The organism is Pseudomonas morbosilactucae, assembly GCF_023241665.1.
In the GTDB taxonomy this organism is placed as follows: domain Bacteria; phylum Pseudomonadota; class Gammaproteobacteria; order Pseudomonadales; family Pseudomonadaceae; genus Aquipseudomonas; species Aquipseudomonas morbosilactucae.
Genome location: NZ_JALQCX010000011.1, coordinates 362,894 through 388,519 on the forward strand (window position 1 = coordinate 362,894; position 25,626 = coordinate 388,519).

The 25,626-nt window shown below is 60.1% G+C and carries 20 protein-coding genes, 4 tRNA genes, 2 pseudogenes and 1 riboswitch; of the genes and pseudogenes, 7 read left to right on the forward strand and 19 right to left on the reverse strand.

Annotation, left to right across the window (positions count from 1 at the left end; translation table 11 throughout):
• Window positions 1–99: 99 nt before the first annotated feature.
• Complete coding sequence (locus tag M1B35_RS08265) at window positions 100–792, reverse strand: sensor histidine kinase (protein WP_123328443.1); 693 nt, start codon at window positions 790–792, stop codon at window positions 100–102.
• On the reverse strand, window positions 789–2,393 hold the full coding sequence (locus M1B35_RS08270) for a tetratricopeptide repeat-containing response regulator (protein ID WP_268261669.1): 1,605 nt from the start codon (window positions 2,391–2,393) through the stop codon (window positions 789–791). Before M1B35_RS08270 ends, M1B35_RS08265 begins: the two co-directional genes overlap by 4 nt.
• 452 nt (window positions 2,394–2,845) lie before the next feature.
• On the opposite strand from M1B35_RS08270, the gene M1B35_RS08275 reads away from it, so the two are divergent.
• Genes M1B35_RS08275 through M1B35_RS08285 form a run of 3 tightly spaced genes read left to right on the forward strand, consistent with a single transcriptional unit; the run spans window position 2,846 to window position 7,069 of the window.
• The gene (locus M1B35_RS08275) at window positions 2,846–5,170 is read left to right on the forward strand and encodes a hypothetical protein (protein ID WP_268261670.1); all 2,325 of its coding nucleotides are present in this window, start codon (window positions 2,846–2,848) and stop codon (window positions 5,168–5,170) included.
• On the forward strand, window positions 5,161–6,399 hold the full coding sequence (locus tag M1B35_RS08280; RefSeq protein ID WP_268261671.1) for a hypothetical protein: 1,239 nt from the start codon (window positions 5,161–5,163) through the stop codon (window positions 6,397–6,399). The genes M1B35_RS08275 and M1B35_RS08280 overlap by 10 nt, the downstream gene beginning before the upstream one ends.
• Before the next feature lie 10 nt (window positions 6,400–6,409).
• Window positions 6,410–7,069, forward strand: a complete 660-nt coding sequence (locus M1B35_RS08285; protein ID WP_268261672.1) for a DUF1266 domain-containing protein — start codon at window positions 6,410–6,412, stop codon at window positions 7,067–7,069.
• A 272-nt stretch (window positions 7,070–7,341) separates the two neighbouring features.
• Here M1B35_RS08285 and M1B35_RS08290 read toward each other — a convergent pair whose 3' ends face one another.
• Together M1B35_RS08290 and M1B35_RS08295 are read right to left on the reverse strand one after the other, a co-directional pair.
• Window positions 7,342–7,725: a c-type cytochrome gene (locus M1B35_RS08290; protein WP_268261673.1), complete on the reverse strand. Its 384-nt coding sequence runs from the start codon at window positions 7,723–7,725 to the stop codon at window positions 7,342–7,344.
• Window positions 7,726–7,957: 232 nt separating this feature from the next.
• Window positions 7,958–8,034: transfer RNA gene (locus M1B35_RS08295), tRNA-Arg, on the reverse strand.
• Window positions 8,035–8,331: 297 nt separating this feature from the next.
• Here M1B35_RS08295 and M1B35_RS08300 point away from each other — a divergent pair.
• Both M1B35_RS08300 and M1B35_RS08305 read left to right on the forward strand, forming a co-directional pair.
• Window positions 8,332–8,571, forward strand: a complete 240-nt coding sequence (locus M1B35_RS08300; protein ID WP_268261674.1) for a hypothetical protein — start codon at window positions 8,332–8,334, stop codon at window positions 8,569–8,571.
• 31 nt (window positions 8,572–8,602) lie between these two features.
• Window positions 8,603–8,782, forward strand: a complete 180-nt coding sequence (locus tag M1B35_RS08305; protein ID WP_123328450.1) for a PA3371 family protein — start codon at window positions 8,603–8,605, stop codon at window positions 8,780–8,782.
• Here the strand turns inward: M1B35_RS08305 and phnN are convergent.
• The gene (phnN, locus tag M1B35_RS08310) at window positions 8,757–9,338 is read right to left on the reverse strand and encodes a phosphonate metabolism protein/1,5-bisphosphokinase (PRPP-forming) PhnN (protein WP_268261675.1); all 582 of its coding nucleotides are present in this window, start codon (window positions 9,336–9,338) and stop codon (window positions 8,757–8,759) included. The two genes, M1B35_RS08305 and phnN, sit on opposite strands and share 26 nt — an antisense overlap.
• Before the next feature lie 381 nt (window positions 9,339–9,719).
• Here phnN and M1B35_RS08315 point away from each other — a divergent pair, with 381 nt between their 5' ends.
• Window positions 9,720–10,046: an Arc family DNA-binding protein gene (locus tag M1B35_RS08315; RefSeq protein ID WP_003204761.1), complete on the forward strand. Its 327-nt coding sequence runs from the start codon at window positions 9,720–9,722 to the stop codon at window positions 10,044–10,046.
• Window positions 10,047–10,181: 135 nt separating this feature from the next.
• Here M1B35_RS08315 and mgtE read toward each other — a convergent pair whose 3' ends face one another.
• From mgtE to ltaE, 8 genes and pseudogenes are all read right to left on the reverse strand, one after another.
• Complete coding sequence (gene mgtE / locus M1B35_RS08320; RefSeq protein WP_123328452.1) at window positions 10,182–11,627, reverse strand: magnesium transporter; 1,446 nt, start codon at window positions 11,625–11,627, stop codon at window positions 10,182–10,184.
• 474 nt (window positions 11,628–12,101) lie between these two features.
• Window positions 12,102–12,178: transfer RNA gene (locus M1B35_RS08325), tRNA-Arg, on the reverse strand.
• A gap of 70 nt (window positions 12,179–12,248) precedes the next feature.
• A tRNA-Arg gene (locus tag M1B35_RS08330) sits at window positions 12,249–12,325 on the reverse strand.
• A 107-nt stretch (window positions 12,326–12,432) separates the two neighbouring features.
• Window positions 12,433–12,523, reverse strand: a tRNA-Ser gene (locus M1B35_RS08335).
• 62 nt (window positions 12,524–12,585) lie between these two features.
• Window positions 12,586–12,774: a carbon storage regulator CsrA gene (gene csrA / locus M1B35_RS08340; protein WP_002554426.1), complete on the reverse strand. Its 189-nt coding sequence runs from the start codon at window positions 12,772–12,774 to the stop codon at window positions 12,586–12,588.
• Window positions 12,775–12,962: 188 nt separating this feature from the next.
• Window positions 12,963–14,204 (reverse strand): aspartate kinase, encoded by a 1,242-nt coding sequence (locus tag M1B35_RS08345; protein WP_123328453.1) that lies wholly within the window; start codon window positions 14,202–14,204, stop codon window positions 12,963–12,965.
• A 98-nt stretch (window positions 14,205–14,302) separates the two neighbouring features.
• Window positions 14,303–16,921, reverse strand: a complete 2,619-nt coding sequence (alaS, locus tag M1B35_RS08350; RefSeq protein WP_123328454.1) for an alanine--tRNA ligase — start codon at window positions 16,919–16,921, stop codon at window positions 14,303–14,305.
• Between the two features lie 146 nt (window positions 16,922–17,067).
• A pseudogene (gene ltaE, locus M1B35_RS08355) lies at window positions 17,068–18,071 on the reverse strand (low-specificity L-threonine aldolase).
• 215 nt (window positions 18,072–18,286) lie between these two features.
• A riboswitch (FMN riboswitch) is annotated at window positions 18,287–18,458 on the forward strand.
• 122 nt (window positions 18,459–18,580) lie between these two features.
• Between ltaE and M1B35_RS08360 the strand changes: the two are divergent.
• Window positions 18,581–19,090 carry a 6,7-dimethyl-8-ribityllumazine synthase gene (locus M1B35_RS08360; protein WP_123328456.1) on the forward strand — a complete coding sequence of 170 codons (510 nt, stop codon included), beginning with the start codon at window positions 18,581–18,583 and terminating at the stop codon, window positions 19,088–19,090.
• 64 nt (window positions 19,091–19,154) lie between these two features.
• Here M1B35_RS08360 and astE read toward each other — a convergent pair whose 3' ends face one another.
• The 6 genes and pseudogenes from astE to aruF form a co-directional block, all read right to left on the reverse strand.
• Window positions 19,155–20,165 (reverse strand): succinylglutamate desuccinylase, encoded by a 1,011-nt coding sequence (gene astE / locus M1B35_RS08365; protein ID WP_123328457.1) that lies wholly within the window; start codon window positions 20,163–20,165, stop codon window positions 19,155–19,157.
• A 13-nt stretch (window positions 20,166–20,178) separates the two neighbouring features.
• Window positions 20,179–20,465 (reverse strand): annotated as a pseudogene (locus M1B35_RS08370) (topoisomerase II).
• A gap of 63 nt (window positions 20,466–20,528) precedes the next feature.
• Window positions 20,529–21,875, reverse strand: a complete 1,347-nt coding sequence (astB, locus tag M1B35_RS08375) for an N-succinylarginine dihydrolase (RefSeq protein WP_268261676.1) — start codon at window positions 21,873–21,875, stop codon at window positions 20,529–20,531.
• 141 nt (window positions 21,876–22,016) lie between these two features.
• Window positions 22,017–23,486 (reverse strand): succinylglutamate-semialdehyde dehydrogenase, encoded by a 1,470-nt coding sequence (gene astD, locus M1B35_RS08380; protein ID WP_185039087.1) that lies wholly within the window; start codon window positions 23,484–23,486, stop codon window positions 22,017–22,019.
• Window positions 23,483–24,508 (reverse strand): arginine N-succinyltransferase, encoded by a 1,026-nt coding sequence (gene astA, locus M1B35_RS08385; RefSeq protein WP_123328461.1) that lies wholly within the window; start codon window positions 24,506–24,508, stop codon window positions 23,483–23,485. The genes astD and astA overlap by 4 nt, the downstream gene beginning before the upstream one ends.
• Window positions 24,509–24,579: 71 nt before the next feature.
• A complete protein-coding gene (aruF, locus tag M1B35_RS08390; RefSeq protein ID WP_123328462.1) occupies window positions 24,580–25,599 on the reverse strand; it encodes an arginine/ornithine succinyltransferase subunit alpha in 1,020 nt (339 codons plus the stop codon).
• Between the last annotated feature and the right edge of the window lie 27 nt (window positions 25,600–25,626).

Below are 25,626 nucleotides of genomic sequence, written 5' to 3' on the forward strand. Positions count from 1 at the left end.
AAGCCGGACACGGCCTGAACCCGCCTGACAACCACAGCAGATCACTGAAAAACGGACGGGCTTCAACCTCGATGACCAGGGCGCCAGCGCGCCCTTGGCTCAGGGCAAGTAGAGCTTGAACAACGCGCCGCCCAGGGGGCCGCCATTGCTGATTTCGGTGTGGCCGCACACGCCGTTGCGCTGGTGCAGCGCGGCAATCCGCCCGGCAAAGTACAGACCCAGGCCCGTGCTGCCACTGCTGTGATTGATGCCCTGCACATAATCGGCCTGACGCTCGATCATCTGCGCCGGGTAACCTTCACCGTCATCATTGATGGTCAGTACCGTTTGCCCGGCCTCATCGTGCACGCTGATCAACAGCGCATGGCGGGCGTAACGGATGGCGTTGTTAATGCTGTTGGCCAGCACCGAGGCGATCAGCTCCCGGTCGAAAAAGCCCAAGGGGCTCAAGGGGTCGACGTCGTAGGTCACGGCAATGCCCCGACTCTTGAAGACGTCTTGGTGGCCGACCAGTTGCGCTTCGATAAAGTCATCCAGCTCGTGATAGGCCGGCTGCAAAGGCAACTGGTTGACCCCGAGCTTATAAAGACCCAACAGCTGCACCAGCATGCCGTTGAGGTGGGCGAACTCGAACTCGATCACCCCTTGCTCCGCAGATTGCTGCTGCGGATCGGGCAAGCGCGCCAGCCACTGGGCATGGGCCTGCATCAGCATGGTCAGGGAGTTTTTCATGTCGTGCACGGTGGACGCGATCACCGTCGAAAAATCTAGCGCCTGCTGGTCATCACTCATTCGCCGAACGCCTTGCTTCGCAGCTTCTGGTAGCGCGGATAACGCGCATCGGTATCGGGCATCATGCCAACCGTCTTCAAACAGGCCTGGCACTCTTCAAGCAGTGCCTGGTCGCGGCTGGCATCAATGCCATGCAACAGCGATTGCGCCATGTTCAGGGCAATACTGATGTTCTTCGGTTGCATCGCCAGGGCGCGCCGGAACAGCTCGCGCGCCTCATCCAGGGTGCCGGCCTTGTAGCTGCGCACACCCTGGCGGTTGAGATCGGCGGCCGCGTTGGAGGAACTGAGAATCTCCGGGTCGTCGGTGAGCTTGGCGATCCCCTGCATGACCTTGGGATCGTCACCGTAGATTTCCGCACAGTTCTTCAACATCGAGGCACCGGCGCTGGCCTGCCCCAGCATTTGCAGCTGCTTGGCCACCAACAACGCGGCCTCGGGGCTCATGAACTGCTCCATGCCGTCCAGGCGCATCATGGCCTGCTCGGTGAGCTTTTCGGCCGTCTCGGCGTCGTTGAGCAACAAGCTGGTCGCCTTCATCAGCCGCGCACGGATCTGCAACCCCGGGTCGCTGGGGTTTTCCTTGGCCACGGCGCTGAGGGTGGTGTTGATTTCCAGGCGCGTGCGGGTATCCAGGCCCTTTTCGCTGCCCTTGCTGATCAGTGCATGGGCCAGGCCGAGGTTGCTTTCCGGGTCTTTGAAGCGTGACTGCGCGCCTTGGCTGACCGCCTGGCGATAGGCCCTGGAAGCGGTGTCGAAGTCTTCGTTGGTCATCGCCAACTTACCCAGCAGGGCCTGGCGGCGCACGGCCAACGGCGACAGGCGCACCGCCTCTTCCAGCACCCGCTGGGCACGCTTGGCGTCGCCCTCGGCAACCAGCACGTCGGCCAGACCGTCATACAACCCCGGCATCATCGGGAAGACCTTCAAGGCCTTTTCATAGACTGCCTTGGCCTCACCCATCTGCCCGCGCTTGACCAGCAGGCGGCCCAGGCCGACGAAAGCCCAGGGCAATGGCCGATCGGCCAGGATGGTGTTGTAGAGGCGCTCGAGGGTCTCGTTCTGATTCATGTCCCGCAGCGCGTCGGCACGATAGCGTAGGCACAACGGCGCATAACGCGGGTCCTGCTTGCACAGGGCGATACAGGCATTGAGCACTTCGACCGGCTTGCCGCGATCCAGCGCCTGCAGGATCGGCTGCAGCAAGGTCTTGCGCTGTTGCAGACGCTCCAGGCGCTGCGCCAGGCCGGAACGGTTGAAGGGTTTGGTCAGGTACGCATCCGGCTCATGCTCTAGGGCACTGAGTACCATGGCCTGGCTGCTTTCGGCCGTGACCATCAGGAACACGCTTTCGTGGCTGATGAGCTTTTCCAGCATCAGGTCTTCGAGCACCTGCTGGCCGTTCTTCTTGCCATCGCCCAGGTGGTAATCCTGCAGGATGAAGTCATAGCGCTTCTGCGCACACATGCGCAGCGCCTGCTCACCGCTGTCGGCGGTGTCCACGTCCTTGACGCCCAGCTCACGCAACATCGAGCGGACCGAGCTACGGAAGTCCGAGAAATCATCGACGATCAAAAAGCTTTTTTGGTGGTACGCCAGCATCGAAGATTCCAGGCAATTAAGAAGATGAAACCAAAGGCCAGTGCAATAACCCGCTCAGCTTCGCAGCCCATTTTTCGGCGCGCAGATAATAACTGCTGGCAAGGGGCTATCAAGCACTTTCCTGTAAACCTGTGATGCACCCGGCACACCCGGGGCACGGGGGCTGCCCGATCGACGAACACAGCCGCCCTTGGGGTTATCGGCCGACTACGGGATTCCCTTATAGACGCGTTGCAGCAATTCACGGCTTAGTGACTGCCCCTTGAACCCTCCACAGCAGGGCTGTCCCGCGAACGCTATCAAGACCGCGCCTCACACCTTGGATTTTGAAACATCAACTGATAGTTTGCAGCGCCTCGTTGCCAGGACCGGCTACCTCACTTCACACACCTGGTTGTGGAGCCGATGTCGAGCGCAGGCAATGCACAAGTCATGACCAAATGGAGTTAACAATGACTGACCACAGTCGTGCGATCGGCGGCATCGAACTGGAACAATTCATGGACCGCCTTGAGGCCGAAGACCAGGGCAGCGAACCCCTGCTGGCCCAACTGCGCGCCCAACCACTGCGAGCCGACTCCCTGGTTTCGATCGACCGCCTGCACTCACTGTGGATGAACGCCGGCGATGCCACCGCAGCCCGCGCCGTACTTGACCAGGACGGCGATGCCCTGCTGGCCGTCGTCCCCTCCACGGCCCGCGGCGAACTGCAGATGAACCTGAACATCCTGCGCCTGCGGGTGGCCAACTTCCTCGATCAAGACAGCGAAATCCTCAAGGTGCTCGAGTCCCTGGACCCCACGGCGGGCGCGCCACTGGACTTCGACATCGAGCACTATCGTCGGCACCGAATCTTCAATGAACTGGAACAGGGCAGCCTCGAGGTCGCTCTGAAAACCATCGACGCACGCTACGCCCTGACCCTGATCAATCCGGCCCGTGAGCTACTGCGATCCTGGGACGCGACTGACCGCCATCGACGCCGATCCCTGGTGCTGTGGCGCCACGAACGCCCTGAAGAAGCCCGCGAAGCTGCCCTGGAGGCGGTCAGCGCTCTGCGTGCGTCCGGCCCCGAGCAAGATGTCGATGCCAATGACTGGGTCTGGCTGGGCAACTCGCTGATCGAAATCATCCCCCTGCGCCTGGCGCTGTTCGAACAACCCGTCACCCAACTGACCGCCGGCCTGTCGCTGCCCCAGCGTCGAGAGTGGGACGTGCGCCTAGCACGCCTAACGGCACGTGCCCAGCACGCCTTGGGCGATCTACCGGCAGCATTGAAAATCTGCACCAGCGCAGCCCTGAGCCTGGACTCCGACGGCGGCGACAACTTCATCGAATACGAACTGCCCTGGCTTATGGAAAACCGCCAGGTTGACGCTGCCGGGCATCGCGCCTTCATCGACATCTATGAAATGCGCGGCGAGATGTGGCCAGGCACCGCACGCCTGGTTCATGAACGCTTGCATCAGACGGACGACCCGTCGGTCTGGTGGCCCCTGTGTGTGATGCGTGCCTGCAACGACCATGAAGTGCTGCAGAACTTCCTTGTCGCACTCCCGGAAATCGACACATCGGTCCCGGCCCCAACCCCGCTGCTGGATGCGCTGTACCGTTCCATGGAAGACCCGCAAGCCCATCTGGACAACGTGTTTGCCGAGGCCAGGGCGGAGGCGCAACGACGCTCGCCGGAGCACCCATGGATCACCCGGCTGACCGCCGTGTATGACGCCGGTATCGGCGCGATCGATGCCGCCACAGAACTCGCGCTGTTGCAGGGCGCCATCCAGGCCGGGCGCATGCAGGACAATCGCAGCGCCTACGCCCTGTTCTGCGCTCAGGTAAAGACCCTGGGGCTGATCGAGGCACTGCAACTGCCGGTTCCAACCCTGCCCAGCGGCATGTATGCCTACAACTACGCCGCCTCGATTGACGACTTGGTGGAAAAAGAAACAGAGACGCTGACTGAAGAGACCAGAGACCAAGCCTATACGTTGTTGAGGTACGCGCAAAAAGCCGTCTATGAACAGGGCCAGGCCAATATGGAGCGCTACTTCAGCACCGGCCGCGGGCACCCGTTCGACGCCTGCGCCCACCTCTACTCCATGCTCTGCAACAACCTGGCCATCAACTACCGCTTCTACAACGGGCAGAATCTGTACCAGGAAGCCATCGAGCTGCACCTGCGAGGCATCGCCGCCAGCTCCTTCGCCGAGCACTACCAAGGCCTGCTCAGCAACCGTATCGGCCTTGAAGACAACCCGGGCATCGTCGATGCAGCAGAGCAGCTGTGGCATTACGCCAGGGAATACGGCTACAGCCGTCACACCCCGGACGACTACCTGCAGAGCGTGGTCTACGCCCTGTACCAGATGGATCGGGACGGGGAGATCCCGATCTGGCTTGAGCGCGCACTCAAGTGGCAGGAAGACCAAGGCATCAGCGACGGGCAGTTGAGCGTTGCGTCGCTGTTCGCACGCCTGCAAGTGGCCCGCTACCTGGCCCACGCCAACCCGGAGAACGCCTACGGTCTGTGGCTGCGCTACGAGCCCCATGTGCACAGGCTGCAAGACAATTCGCTGATGTCCTCGGCGGTCTACATATTCAAGGCCCTGGGGCGCAACGACGAAGCGATCGACTATTGCCATCGGACCCTGGCGCTGTGCGCCCCCGACGTGGACTACGACGTGCGCTGCCGGGGCTGGATCCAAACCACCCTGGCGGAACTCCAGGCGCCAGAGAAACCGGCGGGCAAAAGCTGGTGGCAGATATGGAAGTAAGCCCCGACAAACGAACCTCGGGCTACGCCCCACGCAACGCCCTGAATGCCGACGAACTGAAGCGCGGCATTCTTGAGCGCAGCCAGGCCCGGGGCGACGAGGGGCCGGTGCGCCAATGGTTGCTGAACCATTTCTATCGGCACCTGGTGGGCAACTTTGAACCGGCCCGAAGCATCCAGAGCCTTGAGGACGCAACCACGGCACTGGGCTCGGACGCCTTGCCACCGTGGGTTGCCGGGCACTTCAATAACCTGGCCAAAAACTCGGTGCACGAGGCTCCAGCCGCCGCGCCCTTGGTCTGGGTCGATCCGCAGTGCCCAGCCCTGCTGCAACAAGAAGCGTTGCTGGTGGAGTTCCTGACGTCGCGCAGCGGCACGGCCCTGGCGGGCAAACTCGACCGCATCAACTGCCCGCAAGCCTTGGCGCTGTGGGAAAAGGAACACGCGCAAATGGCCGCCCGGGTCGAGCAAGGCTGGCGCCAAAGCCAGCCCGACGCCCTGCGCGTGGCGGTTGCGGCGACCGACCACGTTCTGCTGGAACTGATCCACGACAGCCCCCATCTGCGCGCCGAGATGGCCTTTGAAAGCTACGTGATGCGCCACTGTCTCGGGCAATTCGCTGACCGCAAAGGCTTGAGCGGCGGCTACGGCGAGCGCTACGCCGAGTCAGTGGAACAACAGCACATGCGTGTGTTCAGCCTGCGCGACGCCCAGGGCCAGCCCCACATCACCATCAGCCTGATCGTGCAGGCCGATGGTTCGCTGACGGTGGAGCAAGTCAAAGGCAAGCAGAACCGCCCGCCCATCGAACGCTACTTCCAGGACCTGCTCACCTGCCTGAACACCTTGGGCACCGATGGGCAAACGCCGGCCGACTGCGTCGCTATCGGCATTGTGCGCACCGACGCCGGCTGGCGGCGCATCGAAGACGTAACTGATCCAGCGGCTCAAACCCAACTGGTGGCGCGTTACCCGCAACTTTTCTATCGACTGGACGCACCGTCGGCGATGGTCGAGTGGCTAGTCGCCGCGCGCCAATCCGACCTGCTGCAGCAAGTGGCGCCCCGGGCTGCGTCGGTCAAATACGCCACCCGGCACATTTTCAACAAAAGCCCCTGGCCACCACGCCTGCCGGACGATCCCCTGTACACCACCGAAGGTGTGCAATGGGCGGACATGTCGCCGCAGCAGGCCGAAGAAATCAGCGCCTGGCAGGCCCGCAACTCCTGAGGCAGACCCAATGACTCCCCTAGTGATCCTGTTCGCGACGTGGTTTGGCATCTGGTACTGGCGCCGCAAGCGCAACACCAGCACGTCATCCTTCTCGCCACGCAAGCAATGGGCCCTCACCCTGGCCCAGCCCATGGTCGATGCCACCGGAATGACCGGTTTTTTCGACCCTGGCACCGACCATTTCGCAGACACCGCCAAGCTGTCCCTAAGGGCGCCCCTGCTGCACCAGGGCGGCTTTCGCAACAACGCGACAGACGACGAAGTGCGCGAACACTTCAACACCACCCTGGAACGGCACTGGTTTCGCATCGACCTGCAAAACCTGTCCGCCACCGACGACCCGCGGGCCGCCATGGCATTTGCCTGCGTACGCAGCGCCTTCTTCGTACGTTGCGCCATGCTCATGAACTGGATCGAAGCCGAAGCCGGCTGGCGCGTGCTGCTGCTCAACGCCCAACGGGCCCAGGACTGCTTCGACGGTTGGGAAGCGTTCGGCGAGGCCTATATCCTCGGGCGCCGGCAATGGGTGGCCGCCTTCAGGGCCGACTCCCTGGGCAAAACCTTCAGCGAAGCCAGCCTCAACACCCTGTTAACCCCCAAAACCGGCGCCTGGGCCGGCCAGCCATGGCACGAACTGCCAGCGTTCAGCCCAAGGGCGACTGAATAGCGGTGGATGGCAAGATTGAAGCCCTGCCAAGCAAGTGGGGTTGTTTACATACGGCATGAGTGACCTGCAAGGCAGATCGTTAATCGAAGCCGCAAAAAATACAGGTTGAATATGGAAAAAGGGCGCCCTCTAAGTGGGCGCCCTTTTTCTTTCAGACTGAACCAACAGTGGCCACGCTCGGCCGCTCATAGTGATTAACAATGGCGATTCACAGCTGACACCCCATCAGCTCTTAGTCGGAAAATTTATTTGCAGCCAACTCTTAACTCAAATCATCGACCTTTTGAAATTACGTCACTCATGTATTGATTCAAATCGCGAAAATCCTGAACCTTCCAGGAGAACGGCGGCACTTTCACACCATTTTCCTTCAATGTTCTTGGAATCAAGTCGCCATTGGGACGGAGTATTATCGACGACACAATGACGCCGGGATAATCATTCAGCCGCTTCTTGAACGCAACGGTTCTCAAATCAGGCGTAGGAGGATTGCTTTTATTAGCCAATGGCCCTGTGCCTTTGAGGTCCGCCCCGTGGCACATGACGCATCGCTGCAAATAGATGTTTTTCCCATTCGCATTCTCCGCAAAGGACAAGGGTGCTTGTATCAGCGATAAAACCCCTAACGAAGCGATGAATAATATTCTCATTTCCATATGGCCTTGTTGTGTAGGTCAGATCTGAATAGAGGGCAACAGGGGGGCAGCCGCTTTTGCAGCACTGAATAAGAATTCCCGCCGGCCTTCCATCAGCATCTTCCTTGAACGGTGAATACGAAAAAGCCCCTCCAGGTCATCCTGAAAGGGGCTTTATTTATTCTCCTGCTGCCACGTAGCTGTCATCGATAAACGCAGTAGCCAGGGGAATGGCCGGAAAGGCCGAAATATTTGGTGTCCCAGGGCAGGTTCGAACTGCCAACCTTCCCCTTAGGAGGGGGATGCTCTATCCAATTGAGCTACTGAGACAAGGCCGCAAGCGCCATGGAGGACACGGCGCGAAGGACGGCGTGCATGTTAACGGGCATGCCTGAATTTGTCATGTGATCCATAGGGCTTTTTATAACGGCGCAAAGGCCCGGCCAGCTTGATCGGGATGGCAGTCGTGCAAATTGCATCACCGCAAAAAGCCATCATTGCAAAATGCAATAAACCACCTTCAGAAAAACAATATAAGTCATTGTTTTAAAAGTATTTTTAAATAGAATATCGATTGGCATGGGCGCTGCTTATTAACTCTGCAAAACAACAGCGGAGACAAGTCCCATGAGCAGCACACTCTTTTTACTGAACGCTATCGCCATCACCGTGCTGCTGGTTTTTCAATTTCAACCCGATAACCATGCCGTTCAAGCCGCCGCCAACGTCTCGCAATACACCCAGCGCCAAGCGCCGCAACTGGCCGTGATGAATAGCCAGACGGGCGTCGGCATGGAAACCCGAGTGACGCAAAAACAGTCACCGGCACCCACAGCGACTCCACGATCTGCAAGCTGGGTATTTTAAGACCGCTGACCCTGCCAAATAGGAAGCCATCATGCCCCTTCTCACCAAAAGCCTGCTGGCCCTCGCCCTCTTGAGCGGCCTCCTGAGTTTTGTGCTGCCGCAAGCGAGTACCGGCAACGTGCCGCTGATTGCCTGCGGGGTGTTTTTCAGCTTCTTCGTACTGGCCTTGATGATTGGCCGCAGGATTAAATTTGACCCGGTACTGCGCTGACGCCGGCACGACGCAATATCTGCAGAAAACTCCTCACTGCCGTGGCCAGCTCGCCTGAGTTGTCCACTTGCTCAATAGCCTCGGCTTCGGCCTGAGTCACGCCGACAAACCTTTGGTTGCGCTGCAACCTGGCCTCGATGTCCACAGCACTTTCCCGACCACGAGCAATCAATCGTTGGCGCAAGACCTCGCCATCCACCGTCAAGACAACGGGCAACAACAAGGGGTAGCGCAGCCGAGCCTGCTGCAGATGAGCCCTGGAGCCGTTGACCAGCACATGCACGCCTTCTGCCAGCCAGCGATCCACTTGCATGGGAATGCCGTAACCCAGCCCATTGGCGTGCCAGGACAAAGCAAACTCACCTTGCTCGGCCATGCGCTGAAATTCAGCAGCAGAAACCTCTTGTGCCGCCTCCCCCACCGACTCTGCCGAACGGGTGATAACCCGCTGGGCCACGTGGCAGCACATCTGCTGCAGCGACGGGCGGGCGGCATCGATCAAGCTGTCCTTGCCCGCACCGGAGGGCCCCATCAGATAGATCAGTCTACCGGGCATGGTTAACCGTCCTGAGATACACACCTAGTAAATCGGCCATTTGCCACTATTCTCTAACAGGTAGGGAGCAACGTAAGAATCCGCATAGCCTGCGCCTTGGCGCAAGCAGTGACACCTTCTGTGGAGCAGCGGGATGCGGCCAGATCAGCGGACTAAAGCGAGCTTTTCAAACCAGTCCGCATTTCTGATAATTGGTGCTGGCATAACGCCTTTATCCAGTTCAATATTTGTCACAGAATTGACGCCAAGGATCTGGCAACTTTGAGGCATGATGCGGGCCTCTTAGCAATTCAGGTTGAACATTTGGCAGCAACGCTTGTCCTAACTGACATCCTGCGGCCAATCCCGAGAACCGCTCCCCTGAACTAACCGGTTAAAAATATGCGCCCATTGAAACAGGCAATTTATTCCAGCCGTACGGCTGACAAGTTCGTCGTACGTCTACCCGACGGGATGCGTGAACGCATTGCCGAGGTGGCTCGCAATCATCACCGCAGCATGAACTCCGAAATCATCGCGCGCCTGGAACAAAGTCTTATTCAGGAAGGTGCCTTGGGTGAAGAGCTCAGCATGCGCCTGGACAGCCCAGAGCTGTCTTTGCATGAACGCGAACTGCTTCAACGTTTCCGTCAACTCTCCCATCGTCAGCAAAACGCTTTGGTTTCGCTGATTGCTCATGACGCCGAAATGGCCGCAGACGCCACCTGATTACATCCCGAAAGCTAAAGCCAGCCTAGTGCTGGCTTTTTTTTGCCCGCCATTTGCCAAAGAAGCGCCACAAGGGCGCTTCTTCGTCTGGCATCAATAAAGGAATGGCGCAGCCCATCAGGCTACGCCAGGCACTCAAAGCAGGAAGATCGTCGCCAGCCCGAGGAAGATGAAAAAGCCGCCGCTGTCGGTCATGGCAGTGATCATCACGCTGGCCCCCATCGCCGGATCGCGCCCCAGGCGAGCCAAGGTCATCGGGATCAACACCCCCATCAAGGCCGCCAGCAGGAGATTGAGGGTCATTGCCGCAGTCATTACCACACCCAGCGACCAGCTGCCGTACAACAGGTAAGCCACGACACCAATCACACCCCCCCAGACCAAGCCGTTAATCAGGCCGACTGCCAGTTCCTTGCGCATCAAGCGAGAGGTGTTGCCGGTGCTGACTTGGTCCAGCGCCATGGCGCGCACGATCATGGTGATGGTCTGGTTGCCCGAGTTACCGCCAATACCCGCCACGATCGGCATCAGCGCCGCCAAGGCGACCAGCTTCTCGATGGAGCCTTCGAACAAGCCGATCACCCGCGATGCAACGAAGGCAGTAATCAGATTGACGGCCAGCCAGGCCCAACGGTTACGCAGGGATTTCCAGACCGAGGCAAAGATATCTTCCTCTTCCCGCAGACCGGCCATGTTGAGGACTTCAGTTTCACTTTCCTCACGGATCAGGTCGACCATTTCGTCGATGGTCAAACGGCCGATCAACTTGTCGTTTTTGTCGACCACCGGGGCCGAAATCAAGTCATAACGCTCAAAAGCCTGGGCCGCGTCGTAGGCGTCTTCGTCGGGGTGGAAACTCACCGGGTCGCTGGCCATGACTTCCGAGACTTGCTTGTCCGGGTCATTGACCAGCAGGCGCTTGATTGGCAACACGCCCTTGAGCACGCCGTCGTAATCCACCACAAACAATTTGTCAGTGTGGCCCGGCAACTCTTTAAGACGGCGTAGGTAGCGCAACACCACTTCCAGGCTGACGTCTTCGCGGATGGTTACCATCTCGAAGTCCATCAGGGCGCCGACTTGCTCGTCGTCATAGGACAAAGCAGAACGCACACGCTCACGCTGCTGGCTGTCCAGGGCCTCCATCAACTCGTGGACGACGTCTCGCGGCAGCTCAGGGGCCAAGTCAGCGAGTTCGTCGGCATCCATCTCCTTGGCAGCAGCCAGGAGCTCGTGATCGTCCATGTCGGCGATCAGGGTTTCACGTACGGAGTCGGATACTTCGAGGAGGATGTCGCCGTCACGCTCAGCCTTGACCAGTTGCCAGACGGTCAGACGCTCGTCCAGGGGCAAGGCTTCGAGAATGTAGGCAACGTCGGCGGAGTGCAGGTCATCGAGTTTGCGTTGCAGCTCGACGAGATTTTGCCGGTGAACCAGGTTTTCTACCCGGTCCTGGTGATGGCCTTCCTGGCGATGAGTCAGGTCTTCGACCACTCGCTGGCGCTGCAACAGCTCAATGACTTGAGCCAGACGGTCCTGCAAGCTTTCTTGGGTCTTTTTTACTTCTACTACTTCGGTCATAGGCGAACTCCTCTCCCAGCAGAGGAGCACGCCGGAAGGATCAATCAGTCAATTCATGATTGTGAAAACGAGGTAATGAGCAACTACTGGGTAAGTCCATGGAGGTATTCCACAAGCCCCGGCGGGGCTGACGGGCGCAATCATACACCGCTTGGCAGCTTTAAACGTTAAAAAACCGTGGCAAGAACAAGCGCTTGCAGCACAAAGCTGAACAGAAGCCGAATCTATGAATCTGCGACGCATCATCCGAAAAAGAAAACACACGGGTGCGGAAAAAAGATCCAGGCAAACCGACACCCCCTAGCGAATCGTTCCGACTGCCGCATAGGGTTGCCGGACGAAGACAAGTACACGCCCATTACGACAGCTGCCGCGCAGGTAACGTTCAAGTAAGGGGGAGGTTAAGAAGGGAGAGGAAAAAGTACAAACGGCAGAAAGCAAAAAGCCCGCATCAGATGCGGGCTTTTTGGTGTTTGGTGCACTCGACAGGATTCGAACCTGTGACCGCTCGGTTCGTAGCCGAGTACTCTATCCAGCTGAGCTACGAGTGCATTTGTGTTTTTAGACCAGACCACAACTGGTTGAAGCAAGTTATCTGCATTACTGCATACAACTCTTAAATGGTGCACTCGACAGGATTCGAACCTGTGACCGCTCGGTTCGTAGCCGAGTACTCTATCCAGCTGAGCTACGAGTGCATTTGTTGCCGCGCATTATAGGCCGTTAAATCTTTTTGTAAAGCACTTTTTCTAGTAATTTCAACAACTTACCGAAGAAGCCAGATTACAACGTACTACGCAAATAATGGCGGAGAACGGGGGATTCGAACCCCCGACACCCTTTTGAGGTGTACTCCCTTAGCAGGGGAGCGCCTTCGGCCACTCGGCCAGCTCTCCGCAACACGGGGCGTATATTAACCACCTTTATCCCCGTTTGCAAACATAAAAAACGATAAAAATTAATGGCTTGGTTCTTCGTCCTTCTCTTTCTTGATCCGCAGGTAGATTTCCTCACGGTGAACGGCCACTTCCTTGGGGGCGTTGACACCAATACGCACTTGATTACCTTTGACGCCGAGCACGGTCACGGTGATTTCGCCATCACCAATAATCAGGCTTTCTGCACACCGACGAGTCAGAATCAGCATACCTTTCTCCTCACGCATTACATTTCAGGGACAACAGTCTGCAAAAAAAAAGGGTGTCGGACTACAAGCACAATGGCCCTAGCCCTACACGCCTTAGTATTGACTAGCGCGGACAAAAGAACAGATTTCCGTCACGCCGATCAAAAACGACAAAGGGCGCGGTCAGACCGCGCCCTTTGCTCAACGCATCACTCGCCCTGGCGGGCAGGAGCGTCCAGTTCGAAAGCCGTGTGCAGAGCGCGCACAGCCAGTTCCAGGTACTTCTCTTCGATCACCACGGAAACCTTGATTTCCGACGTCGAGATCATCTGGATGTTGATGCTTTCCTTCGCCAGGGCTTCGAACATACGGCTGGCAACGCCTGCGTGAGAGCGCATGCCAACACCTACGATCGATACCTTGGCGATATCCACGTCACCGACGACTTCACGGGCACCGATCTCGCGAGCGGTGTTTTCCAGCACGGTCTGTGCGGCCACGTAGTCGTTGCGATGCACGGTGAAGGTGAAGTCGGTGGTGTTATCGTGCGCCACGTTCTGCACGATCATGTCGACTTCGATGTTGGCGCCGCTGATAGGCCCCAGGATCTTGAAGGCCACGCCAGGGTGATCTGGCACGCCACGGATAGTCAGCTTGGCTTCATCGCGGTTGAAAGCGATGCCGGAAATGATCGGCTGTTCCATGGATTCCTCTTCATCAATAGTAATGAGGGTGCCCGGACCCTCCTGGAAGCTGTGCAACACGCGCAGCGGAACGTTGTACTTGCCGGCGAATTCAACCGCACGGATCTGCAGCACCTTGGAACCGAGGCTGGCCATTTCCAGCATCTCTTCGAAGGTGATCTTGTCCAGGCGCTGAGCCTTGGCCACTACCCGTGGGTCGGTGGTGTAGACCCCGTCCACATCGGTGTAGATCTGGCACTCGTCAGCCTTTAAGGCCGCCGCCAGGGCCACACCGGTGGTGTCTGAGCCGCCACGACCCAGGGTGGTGATGTTGCCGTTCTCGTCAACGCCCTGGAACCCGGCGACCACAACCACTCGACCGGCCTTCAGGTCGGCACGAATCCGCTGATCGTCGATCTGCAGGATCCGCGCTTTGTTGTGCGCACTGTCCGTCAGAATCCGCACCTGGTTGCCGGTATAGGAAACCGCCGGCACACCGCGCTTGATCAGCGCCATGGCCAGCAAGGCGATGGTCACCTGCTCACCCGTGGAAACGATCACGTCCAGTTCACGGGGAACCGGTTTGTCTTCGCCACTGATTTGCTTGGCAAGATCGATCAGACGGTTGGTCTCGCCACTCATGGCAGACAGTACAACCACCAGGTCAGTACCGGCTTCGCGGAACTTCTTAACCTTGTCGGCAACCTGTTCGATTCTCTCGACAGAGCCGACCGAGGTGCCTCCAAATTTCTGTACGATCAAAGCCATTTTCTAAGCCGCCTCAGCCCGTAAAGGGGCGCCTATTAAACAATCAAACTGCACAGGGCAAGTAGCCCGCCACTAGACGACGGGCCCGGCCTGGAGCCTTAAATGCCCTGCTCGACAAAAGGTACGGTCAGCGCCAGCGCGGCATCCAGCGCGGCAGCGTCAACACCACCGCCCTGTGCCATGTCTGGACGACCACCGCCCTTCCCGCCCACTGCCGCAGCGGCTTGCTTCATCAAATCACCGGCTTTGAGTTGGCCAGTCAGGTCTTTGGTTACGCCTGCAACCAGAACGACCTTTTCCTCATGGACACTGCCGAGCAGGATCACTGCGCGACCGAGTTTGTTTTTCAACTGATCGACCAGCGCCAACAGCGCCTTGCCATCTTGACCGTCCAAGCGTGCCGCCAGCACTTTCACGCCTTTGACGTCCTGGGCCGAAGCCGACAGGTCGTCACCGGCGGCACTGGCCGCTTTGGCTTGCAGCTGCTCGAGTTGTTTCTCCAGCAGACGGTTGCGCTCCAGCACGGCCGAGAGCTTGTCGATCAGGTTGTCACGGCTGCCCTTGACCAGGCTGGCCGCTTCCTTGAGTTGTTCTTCCGCAGCGTTCAGGTAGGCCAGCGCCGCAGCGCCGGTGACCGCTTCAATACGGCGTACGCCGGACGCCACACCACCTTCGCTGATGATTTTCAGCAGGCCGATGTCGCCGGTACGGTTGGCGTGAATACCACCGCACAGCTCGACCGAGAAGTCGCCGCCCATGCTCAGTACACGCACGTTGTCGCCGTACTTCTCGCCGAACAGCGCCATGGCGCCTTTTTGCTTGGCGGTTTCGATATCGGTCTCTTCGGTTTCCACCGTGGAGTTCTTGCGAATCTCGGTGTTGACGATGTCTTCCAGGGCCTTGAGCTGCTCCGGCTTGATGGCTTCAAAATGGCTGAAGTCAAAGCGCAAGCGCTGGCTGTCCACCAGGGAGCCCTTCTGCTGCACGTGCTCCCCCAGTACCTGGCGCAATGCGGCATGCAGCAAGTGAGTGGCCGAGTGGTTCAGCGAAGTCGCGTGACGCACCTCAGCAGCCACCTGGGCGTCTACCGGTGCGCCAACAACCAGGCTGCCCGACGCCAACACACCGTGGTGCAGGAACGCGCCGCCGGTTTTAGTGGTGTCGCGCACGTCGAAACGCGCGTTGCCGGCCTGCAGGTAACCGCAGTCACCGATCTGACCACCGGATTCAGCGTAGAACGGCGTCTGGTCCAGGACCACGACCCCTTCTTCACCTTCGCTGAGCACGTCGACCGATTGCCCTTCTTTATAGAGGGCGACCACTTTGGCCGAACCACTGGTGGCGTGATAGCCGGTGAACTCGGTAGCCACATCGACCTTGACCAGACTGTTGTAGTCCATGCCGAAGGAGCTGGCGGAACGGGCGCGCACACGCTGGGCTTCCATCTCGCGCTCAAAGCCGGCCTCGTCGAGGGTCAGGCTGCGTTCACGGGCGATGTCGCCGGTCAGGTCCATAGGGAAACCGTAGGTGTCGTAGAGCTTGAACACCACGTCGCCCGGCACCACGTCGCCTTTAAGCTCGGCCAGGTCCTGCTCGAGGATCTTCAGGCCCTGCTCCAGGGTCTTGGCGAACTGTTCTTCTTCAGCCTTGAGCACGCGCTCGATATGCGCCTGCTGGGATTTCAGCTCAGGGAAGGCCTCGCCCATCTCGGCCACCAGCGCGGCGACGATCTGATAGAAGAAACTGCCCTTGGCGCCCAGCTTGTTGCCATGGCGGCAAGCACGACGAATGATCCGGCGCAGCACGTAGCCACGGCCTTCGTTGGACGGCAGCACGCCATCGGCAATCAGGAAGCCACAGGAACGGATGTGGTCAGCCACTACTTTCAACGACGCCTGGGCATCATTGCTGCAACCGATGGCCTTGGCCGCAGCGTTCAGCAGGCTTTGGAACAGGTCGATTTCATAGTTGGAGTGAACGTGCTGCATCACCGCACTGATCCGCTCCAGGCCCATGCCGGTGTCGACCGACGGCGCTGGCAACGGATGCAACACGCCATCGGCGGTGCGGTTGAACTGCATGAATACGTTGTTCCAGATCTCGATGTAACGGTCGCCGTCTTCTTCCGGCGAGCCTGGCGGGCCGCCCCAGATGTCGGCGCCGTGATCGTAGAAAATCTCGGTGCATGGGCCGCACGGGCCGGTATCGCCCATGGTCCAGAAGTTGTCGGACGCGTAAGGCGCGCCTTTGTTGTCACCGATGCGCACCATGCGCTCGGCCGGCACACCCACCTGTTTGGTCCAGATGTCGTAGGCCTCGTCATCGCTGGCGTAGACCGTGACCCAGAGTTTTTCCTTCGGCAGCTTCAGCACGCCGGTAAGGAAGGTCCAGGCGAAGTTGATCGCGTCTTGCTTGAAGTAATCACCGAAGCTGAAGTTGCCCAGCATTTCGAAGAAGGTGTGGTGACGGGCGGTGTAGCCGACGTTTTCCAGGTCGTTGTGCTTGCCACCGGCGCGTACGCACTTCTGGCTGCTGACAGCGCGGGTATAGGCGCGCTTTTCCTGGCCCAGGAAGCAATCCTTGAACTGGTTCATCCCCGCGTTGGTGAACAGCAGGGTAGGGTCATTGCCCGGAATCAAAGAGCTGGAGGCTACACGGGTGTGGCCTTGCTCTTCGAAGAAGCGAAGGAAGGCTTCACGGATTTCTGCGCTTTTCATTAGGTTCTTCCACGGAGACTGCGGCCAAAGGCCTGTGCGCAACGTCAATAGACGAAACGACGGCAAAGGGCGGCATTATATCGGCGTTAATCACTTGGTACAGCGTGTTTGTACGATACACACAGTCAATTGGACGGCTAACACGGTCAGTGGCGGGAAAAGTCGACGAAAGTCGCGATCACCTGCTCGATTTGCCCACGGCTGACGTCCATATGGGTGACCAGACGCAGGCGCGATGCCGCACTGAGCTTGATCCCCCGCTCTGCGGCAAAGGCCTTGATGGCCTCGGCCCGATCGCCCATCTGCACGTAGACCATGTTGGTCTGCACCGGCTCGACCTGGTAACCCGCGTCACGCAGCCCTTCAGCCAGCACTTGGGCGTTGGCGTGGTCATCGGCCAAGCGCTGCACCTGGTGATCCAGGGCATACAGCCCCGCCGCTGCGAGAATCCCGGCCTGGCGCATGCCACCGCCTACCATCTTGCGCAGGCGCCGGGCTTGGCGATCAACTCGGGGGAACCGCAGAGCACCGAACCCACGGGCGCGCCCAAGCCCTTGGACAGGCACACCGAGACCGAGTCGAAGTGCTGGGTAATCTCCCGGGCATCCACGTTCAGTTTCACCGCCGCGTTGTACAGCCGCGCGCCGTCCAGGTGCAGGGCCAAGCCATGTTCACGGGTAAAGGCCCGTGCCTGGGCCAGGTAGGACAATGGCAGCACTTTGCCTTGCATGGTGTTTTCCAGGGCCAGCAAGCGGGTCCGGGCAAAATGAAAGTCGTCCGGCTTGATCGCGGCGGCCACCTGGGCCAGGTCCAACGAGCCATCCACCTGGACGTCCAGGGGTTGCGGCTGGATCGAGCCGAGCACGGCCGCGCCACCCGCTTCATATTTATAGGTGTGGGCCTGCTGACCGACGATGTATTCCTCGCCGCGCTCGCAATGGGCCATCAAGCCCAGCAGGTTGCTCATCGTCCCGGACGGCACGAACAGCGCGGCCGCAAAGCCCAGGCGCCGGGCCAACTCGGCCTCCAGACGGTTGACCGTCGGGTCTTCGCCGTACACGTCATCCCCGGTCACGGCCGTGGCCATGGCATCGAGCATCCCTGCGCTGGGCTGAGTCACCGTGTCGCTACGAAGATCGATCACACTCATGAAAATCCGGCCTCATCATGGGGACACCAAGGTCCTGCCTAGTAGGGAACATCCCTTTCGAGCTGAATTTCTACGGTCGCACCCCGCATTAATCAAGGCTCCAAGGGGAAAAATCTGCGCAAATAGCGAAAAAATCGATGGGCATCATCCAAAAGCCCCCATGCGCCGTTGAAAAATATGTGTTAAAAACTCACCGCCGCCGAATAATCCGGTGGCAACGTTCTCAGGGCGGGGTGCAACTCCCCACCGGCGGTAATTGCGCGCAATGCGCATAGCCCGCGAGCGCTTGGTGGCAGGCACGGCTTAGGCGGTGAATGGCGACAAGGTCAGCAGACCCGGTGTGATCCCGGGGCCGACGGTCATAGTCCGGATGAAGAGAGAACGGGATTGGCGCCAAAGGGCCGTCCGTGGGCAGTCGTGCGAATACTCGCGCAATCGGCCGGCACGTACCCTTAAATCCCATTCGATTCATAACGCCCTGTTTTTCACACAAACAGGAGTCAGAACAGATGCAACCCACCGCAATCGATAGCAAGAGCAAACACCACCCCAACGACCGCGTCGCCTTTATCCAGGCTTGCTGGCACAAAGACATTGTCGATCAGAGCCGTAAAGGCTTTGTTGCCGAGATGCTGGCCCAGGGTTACCAGGAAAGCGACATCGACTTCTTTGAAGTCGGCGGTGCCTTTGAAATCCCGCTGCACGCCAAGTTGCTGGCCAAGTCCGGTCGCTACAGCGGCATCGTCGCGGCAGGCCTGGTGGTGGACGGCGGCATCTACCGCCACGAGTTCGTCGCCCAATCGGTGATCAGCGGCCTGATGCAAGTGCAGTTGGAAACCGAAGTGCCGGTGTTCTCGGTGGTGCTCACGCCCCATCACTTCCATGCCGGCGAAGAACACCAGAAGTTCTTCTTCGAGCACTTCGTGCACAAGGGCCAGGAAGCGGCAAAAACCTGCGCCGACACCCTGCACAAGACCCGCGCCCTGCGTCGTAACGAGCCGCGCGCTGTTGCGGTTTAAGCGTTAGCAGCATCGCCGGCAAGCCGGCACCTACCCTGTGGTGTAGGTGCCGGCTTGGCAGCGATCAGGCCAGTTGCTCGTCCGAGCTCGGCACAATCAGAATCCCCGCACGCAAACCGTTCTTCACCTTAGGGTTGGGGAAAATGATCCGTGCGCCCTCTTCTTCCACAATCCAGCGGGTCTGGGCGATGTCTTCGGCCAGCAGATAACCCACGTCCAATTCGGAAAAGTTCTCGATGTCCGCCGGCAGGTGCAGGTGGAAGCTGTCGCTGTGCTTGATGATTTCGCGGGCCACGCTGAACAGTTGCAAGCCCTCCAGGCTCTCTTCGCTCAACGGCGGCTCATTGCCTTCGATGATCTGCTGAAGACGGGTTTCCAGGCGTTCAACGTTAACGCCCTGGTTCTGCCCGAAAGGCCGAGCCTTGCCCAGCTCCAGGGTGAAAGCTTCCGCCCCCAGCTTGTCGTAGGTGTATGAGCTGAACACGATGGACGGTTTGTTCTGCAACAGCACCGCCTCCATGCCCGCCGCACGCAGCCGCGCCAACTCGGCACGGGAATGCTGACGACCTTCTTTCCACGGATAGAGGGCGAACTGCTCGATCTTCGAACCGCGAATGGCGGTGTGCAGGTCGTAATGCAGGCGGTTGCGGTTCGGCAGGCTGAAAAAGCTCGCCGCCAGCCGCTCCAGTTCACAAGCCCGCAGGGCTTCGGGACCGCTGCTCTGCTCATGCCGGCCGTTGAACAGCCGGTTGACGTCCTGCTCGACAAAACGCTCACCGCGGCGCATGGCCTCGGGGTTGCCGAACAGAAACAGAATGCGTGCACGGGGCTTGAGGTCGCCACGGGCAATGTCATGCAATAAACGATCGAGCAACTCGATCGGCGCGGTCTCGTTGCCGTGGATCCCTGCCGACAACAACAGATCCAGGCCGTTGTCACGAGCTTCGGGAGGCCGGACTTCCAGCGCCCCCTCGCTCAACCAGCGCATCCGCACGCCTTCGACAGTCAGTTGAGTCTTCTCCGCCGGTTCGCGACCGGCGAGGGTCAGTTCAAGCAGTTTGCCGAGGGCGAGCATAGAGCGAGCTTCCTTAGTGGGCGTGACCGCAGTCAGGGCCATGCACGTGATCATCGTCACCGGCGTCGGCCGGTTCCATTTCCAGTTGCAGACTGACCAGATTAGTCGCCAATGGACGCAGCAGCAGGTTGGCATATTCAGCGTCGCCCTCTTCCACGTCCACGCCGATCAGCAGTTGGCCGCGGCGTCTTGCTGGATCCACAGTTCCTTGCCTTGCCACAGCACCGCCACGCGGGTGCAGGAGGTTTCCAGTTGAGTGCCGTCGGTGTCTTCAAGGATCAGCTGCAGGGAATCGCTCATGTATTACGCTCTCATCTGGGGAGAAGGCGACGCGCCCGACTCACATGAGGCGGGCGCGGGCTTTCAATTGATCTGGAATGGATAAACCGCGCCCAGTTTAAGGATTTGCGTCAATTCATCCAATGCCGTCCGGCACTCAAGCAGCAATTGCGGGTCCGCCAGATCGCTTTCGCTCAGACGGTCGCGGTAGTGCTTGTCGACCCATTGGGTCAGGGTGTCGTACAACGGCGCGGTCATGATAACCCCGGGGTTGACCGCCGCCAGCTCGGTTTCGTTGAGAGCCACGCGCAGGCGCAGGCACGCCGGGCCACCGCCGTTCTGCATGCTCTGCTTGAGGTCGAACACCTTCACCTCGCGGATCAGGCCGCCGGAGCTGGTGAGGCTTTGCAGGTACTGCCAGACCCGCTCGTTGGCTCGGCACTCCTCAGGCACGATGAGCAACATCGAACCGTCGGCACGGGACAGCAACTGGCTGTTGAACAGGTAAGAACGCACCGCATCTTCCACCGTGACCTGGGCCCGTGGCACGCAGATCGCCTGGAAGTTGCCGCCACGCTGGGCCAGCTTGCCCTGCAACTCGGCGAGCATGTGCTCGGTCTCGAGGAACGCGTCCTCGTGGTAGAACAGCACCTCGCCGTTGCCGACCGCGATCACGTCGTTGTGGAACACACCCTGGTCGATCACCGAGGGGTTCTGCTGGGCGTACACCACGCCCTGCTCGCTCAGGCCATGCAGGCGTGCCACGGCTTGCGAGGCTTCCAGAGTCTGGCGGGCCGGGTACTTCTGCGGCGCCGGAAAACGGTTGTCGAAGGCGCTGCGGCCAAAGACAAAGAACTCGACACCGGCCTGGCCGTACTCACGGCAGAAGCGCGTGTGGTTGGCTGCACCTTCGTCACCGAACTGCGCCACCGCCGGCAAGGCCGCATGGTGGGCGAAGTGTTTCTGGTCAGCGAACATCGCCCCCAGCACGCGGCTGGTGGTCGGGTGCTCGATGCTGCGGTGGTACTTGCAGTTCAGGTTGGCAGCGGTGAAATGCACCCGGCCATCGGCGGTGTCGGCACTCGGGCTAACGGTGGCGGCGTTGGCCACCCACATGCTCGATGCCGAGCAACTGGCCACCAGCAGGGGCATGGCCTGCTTGGCCGCCTGCTGGATCACTTGGGCGTCGGTGCCGGCAAAACCCAGGTTGCGCAAGGCCGCCACATCTGGACGTTCCTGGGGTGCCAGGACGCCTTGCTGAAAGCCCATTTCCATCAGCGCTTTCATTTTCGCCAGGCCTTGCAAGGCCGCTTCCCGAGGGTTTGACGACTGCTGGCTGTTGCTCTGGGACGCGACGTTGCCGTAGGACAGGCCGCCGTAGTTATGGGTCGGCCCCACTAGACCGTCGAAATTGACTTCATAGGATTTCATCAGCGAGGCTCCACGAATCTGTTGTTATAGGCATCGGTATCTATACAGGGCGAGCGTATTGCACTCGTTCGCCGGCAAGCCGGCTCCACAGGAATCGGCTTACCGACAAAGAGGCCACAACGGCCTCCCCGCACACTCAAATCAGGACAGGCGCACGCCCGGGGTCAATGCACTCGGCAGCACCAGGCTCGGGGTTTCCAGGGAAGCCACCGGGTACGCGCAGTAATCCGCCGCGTAATAGGCACTGGCCCGATGATTGCCCGACGCGCCTACGCCACCGAACGGCGCGCTGCTGGCCGCACCGGTCAACTGCTTGTTCCAGTTGACGATCCCGGCGCGGCTCTGCAGCCAGAACTGCTGATAACGCGCCTCGGAATCCGAGAGCAGGCCCGCCGCCAGGCCGTATTGGGTGTTGTTGGCTTCAGCAATCGCGCCGTCGAAGTCGACGTAGCGAATCACCTGCAGCAACGGCCCGAACAATTCTTCATCAGGGCGTTCAGCCACAGCGCTGACGTCCAGGATGCCCGGGGTCAACAGCGCGGCCTGAGCCCGTGGCTGGGTCATTTCCAGCAAGGCCACGGCGCCATTGGCCAGCAGCTGTTCCTGGGCATCCATCAAGGCACGTGCCGCGCCCAGAGAGATCACCGAACCCATGAACGGTGCGGGCTGCTGATCGAACGCACCCACTTCAATCGTCGAACTGACCGCCACCAGGCGTGCCAGCAGTTGGTCGCCCCAGGCACCCTGCGGCACCAGCAGACGGCGTGCGCAGGTGCAACGCTGGCCGGCGGAGATAAAGGCCGACTGAATAATGGTGTAGACCGCTGCGTCCAGGTCCGCGACCTGATCCACCACCAGCGGGTTGTTGCCGCCCATTTCCAGGGCCAGGATCTTGTCCGGGCGCCCGGCGAACTGGTGGTGCAGGTGGTTGCCGGTGCGGCTGGAACCGGTGAAGAACAGGCCGTCGATGCCCGGGTTGGCAGCCAGGGCGATGCCGGTTTCCCGCGCCCCCTGCAGCAGGTTCAGGACACCCGCCGGCAGGCCGGCTTCAACCCAGCACTGGACCGTCAGCTCGGCAACTTTAGGCGTCAACTCGCTGGGCTTGAACAGCACGCTGTTGCCCGCCAGCAATGCCGGAACGATGTGCCCGTTGGGCAAGTGGCCCGGGAAGTTGTAAGGGCCGAACACGGCAACCACGCCATGGGGCTTGTGGCGCAACACAGCGGTGGCGTCGCCCAGGGGGCCGCTCTTCTCGCCGGTACGCTCACGATAGCTCTGCACCGAGATGGCAATCTTGTTGACCATGCTGGTGACTTCAGTCGCGGCTTCCCACAAGGGTTTACCGGTCTCTTCGCCAATGCAACGGGCCAGTTCGTCAGCACGGTTCTTCAGGCTGGCAGCAAAGGCTTCCAACACGCCGATGCGCTCTTCCAGGGAACGCTTGGCCCACTCCGGAAAGGCTTGGCGCGCGGCCTGTACGGCGCTGTCTACCTGATCGGCGGTGGCACCGTTGCCACTCCAGATAACGGCCTGGGTGACCGGATTGACCGAGTTGAAGGCTTCGCCCTGACCGGCCAGCCATTGGCCGGCAATGTACAGCGTGCTCATTATTTCGACTCCCGAGTAGCAGACAGCGGAACCGCACGGACCTGATCGCCGGCGTTGAGTTGCAAGCGCTTGGCGGTCAACGGATCGACCACCAGGGTGCCTGCGGCAAAACGCGCCGGAGCGGCCGTGATGCGGCAGTCTTCGCGCTTGCGGTTGTGAATCAGGAATGGCGTGGCGTCATCGCCCGGGGTGCCGATGGCCAGCACCAGCGCCTGGCTGTCACGGATCGCACGGATCTTGCCGGTTTCGCATTCCACCGCCGGGCCGGCGTCGAAGATGTCGACATAACCCTGGTAGCTGAAACCTTCGCTCTTGAGCATGGCCAGCGCCGGTTCGGTGTCGGTGTGGACCTTGCCGATCACGTTGCGCGCGTCCTCGGAGAGGAAGCAGGTGTACAGCGGGAATTTAGGCATCAGCTCGGCGATAAACGCCTTGTTGCCCACCCCGGTCAGGTAGTCGGCCTGGCTGAACTCCATTTTGAAGAAGTGCCGGCCCAGGCTTTCCCAGAACGGCGAGCGTCCGGATTCGTCAGACATGCCCCGCATCTCGGCGATGATCTTGTTGCCGAACAGCTGAGGGAATTCCGCGATAAACAGCATCCGCGCCTTGGCCAGCATGCGGCCGTTGAGGCCGGTGCGGTAATCGGCATGCAGGAACAGCGAGCACAATTCAGAGTTGCCGGTCAGGTCGTTGGCCAGGAACAGCGTCGGGATCTCGCGGTAGATGTTCAGCTCCTGGGAAGCGCTGACGGTCAGGCCGACCCGGAAGTTGTACCAGGGCTCACGCAGGCCGACGGCGCCGGCGATCGCGGAAATGCCCACCACACGGCCGTTGTCGTCTTCGAGCACGAACAGGTAATCCGCATCGCCCCGCCCGGCTTCGCCACGGAAGGTTTTTTCCGCCCAGCCGACCCGGTGGGTCAGGCGCTCTTCGTTGGCCGGCAAGGTGGTGAGGCCGGTACCGGTGCTGCGGGCCAGGTCGATCAGAGCGGGTAAATCGCTGCTGCGTACGGGACGAACAATCATGCTATCTCCTCAGACGGGCGCCGCTGGCGGCCCCCGCGAAACTCGCTACTTTCCAGGCATTAAAGCCGGCGTTAAACAGCCACCAGGCGCACGCTGGCACCCTCACCGACACCCAAGGCCTCGGCCGCCTGCAGGTCCAGGGTCACCGGTTTGCCCGGGGCGTAATCCAGCTCCAGCAGCACGGCGCGGTAATCCTGCAACTGGGCGTTGGAGACCAGGTACTGACGTCCGCCGCCTTTGGCCAGCTCGCCGATTTTCACCGGCACCACCCGGCTCTGGGCGATGGAGCGGATGCCGGAAACCCGTGCGTGCAGGGTCGGGCCACCGTCGAAAATGTCGATGTAATGATCGGTCTCGAAGCCTTCGCGCATCAGGATGTCGAAGGTGATCTGGGCCCGTGGGTGCACCTGGCCCATCGCCTCTTGGGCGGCGTCCGGCAGCAACGGTACGTAGATCGGGTAATGGGGCATCAATTCAGCGAGGAAGGTGCGGCTTTTCAGGCCACACAGGCGCTCGGCCTCGGCGTAGTTGAGGTCGAAGAAGTTGCGCCCGATGGCATCCCAGAATGGCGAATCACCGTGCTCGTCGCTGTAACCGACGATCTCGGTCACCACCGAATCGGCGAAACGCTCGGGGTGGCTGGCAACGAACAGCAGGCGCCCGCGGGAGTTGAGCTCCGACCAAGGCGAACCCACCAGTTCCGGCACCACGTAGAAGCTGGTCAGCAAGCTGTTGCCGGTCAGGTCATGGCACTGGGAAAGCACGTGAATCTTGTTATGAATCTTCAGCTCGCGGGAGGCGTGCACAAAGGTTTCATTGCGGAAGCTGTAGAACGGCTCGGAGTAGCCGGCCGAGGCAACGATGGCCGAACAGCCCACCAGCTTGCCGGCTTCGGTGTCTTCAAGGACGAAGAAGTAGCTCTCTTCACCGTTGAAGCTCACTTCGGCGGCGAAAGAGGCTTCGGACGCGGCAATCTTGTCGCTCAGGCGGCCGACATCATCCGGCAAGGAGGTGACACCAATCGGGCTGTCTGCGGCCAGACGCTGTACCTCGCCCAGATCAGCCATTTGCGCGGGGCGCATCACCAGCATGGTGTCACTCCTTACTTGAAACAGGTC

Excerpts from the sequence above, each read along its gene's own strand:
- M1B35_RS08275 (WP_268261670.1), top strand. The coding sequence starts at position 2,846 with ATGACTGACCACAGTCGTGCGATCGGCGGCATCGAACTGGAACAATTC.
- M1B35_RS08305 (WP_123328450.1), top strand. The coding sequence starts at position 8,603 with ATGCCCCTTCTCACCAAAAGCCTGCTGGCCCTCGCCCTCTTGAGCGGC.
- aruF (WP_123328462.1), bottom strand. The coding sequence starts at position 25,599 with ATGCTGGTGATGCGCCCCGCGCAAATGGCTGATCTGGGCGAGGTACAG.
- astB (WP_268261676.1), bottom strand. The coding sequence starts at position 21,875 with ATGAAATCCTATGAAGTCAATTTCGACGGTCTAGTGGGGCCGACCCAT.
- astA (WP_123328461.1), bottom strand. The coding sequence starts at position 24,508 with ATGATTGTTCGTCCCGTACGCAGCAGCGATTTACCCGCTCTGATCGAC.
- alaS (WP_123328454.1), bottom strand. The coding sequence starts at position 16,921 with ATGAAAAGCGCAGAAATCCGTGAAGCCTTCCTTCGCTTCTTCGAAGAG.
- M1B35_RS08290 (WP_268261673.1), bottom strand. The coding sequence starts at position 7,725 with ATGGAAATGAGAATATTATTCATCGCTTCGTTAGGGGTTTTATCGCTG.
- M1B35_RS08280 (WP_268261671.1), top strand. The coding sequence starts at position 5,161 with ATGGAAGTAAGCCCCGACAAACGAACCTCGGGCTACGCCCCACGCAAC.
- M1B35_RS08300 (WP_268261674.1), top strand. The coding sequence starts at position 8,332 with ATGAGCAGCACACTCTTTTTACTGAACGCTATCGCCATCACCGTGCTG.
- M1B35_RS08360 (WP_123328456.1), top strand. The coding sequence starts at position 18,581 with ATGCAACCCACCGCAATCGATAGCAAGAGCAAACACCACCCCAACGAC.
- M1B35_RS08315 (WP_003204761.1), top strand. The coding sequence starts at position 9,720 with ATGCGCCCATTGAAACAGGCAATTTATTCCAGCCGTACGGCTGACAAG.
- M1B35_RS08345 (WP_123328453.1), bottom strand. The coding sequence starts at position 14,204 with ATGGCTTTGATCGTACAGAAATTTGGAGGCACCTCGGTCGGCTCTGTC.
- csrA (WP_002554426.1), bottom strand. The coding sequence starts at position 12,774 with ATGCTGATTCTGACTCGTCGGTGTGCAGAAAGCCTGATTATTGGTGAT.
- phnN (WP_268261675.1), bottom strand. The coding sequence starts at position 9,338 with ATGCCCGGTAGACTGATCTATCTGATGGGGCCCTCCGGTGCGGGCAAG.
- mgtE (WP_123328452.1), bottom strand. The coding sequence starts at position 11,627 with ATGACCGAAGTAGTAGAAGTAAAAAAGACCCAAGAAAGCTTGCAGGAC.
- M1B35_RS08270 (WP_268261669.1), bottom strand. The coding sequence starts at position 2,393 with ATGCTGGCGTACCACCAAAAAAGCTTTTTGATCGTCGATGATTTCTCG.
- M1B35_RS08265 (WP_123328443.1), bottom strand. The coding sequence starts at position 792 with ATGAGTGATGACCAGCAGGCGCTAGATTTTTCGACGGTGATCGCGTCC.
- M1B35_RS08285 (WP_268261672.1), top strand. The coding sequence starts at position 6,410 with ATGACTCCCCTAGTGATCCTGTTCGCGACGTGGTTTGGCATCTGGTAC.
- astE (WP_123328457.1), bottom strand. The coding sequence starts at position 20,165 with ATGCTCGCCCTCGGCAAACTGCTTGAACTGACCCTCGCCGGTCGCGAA.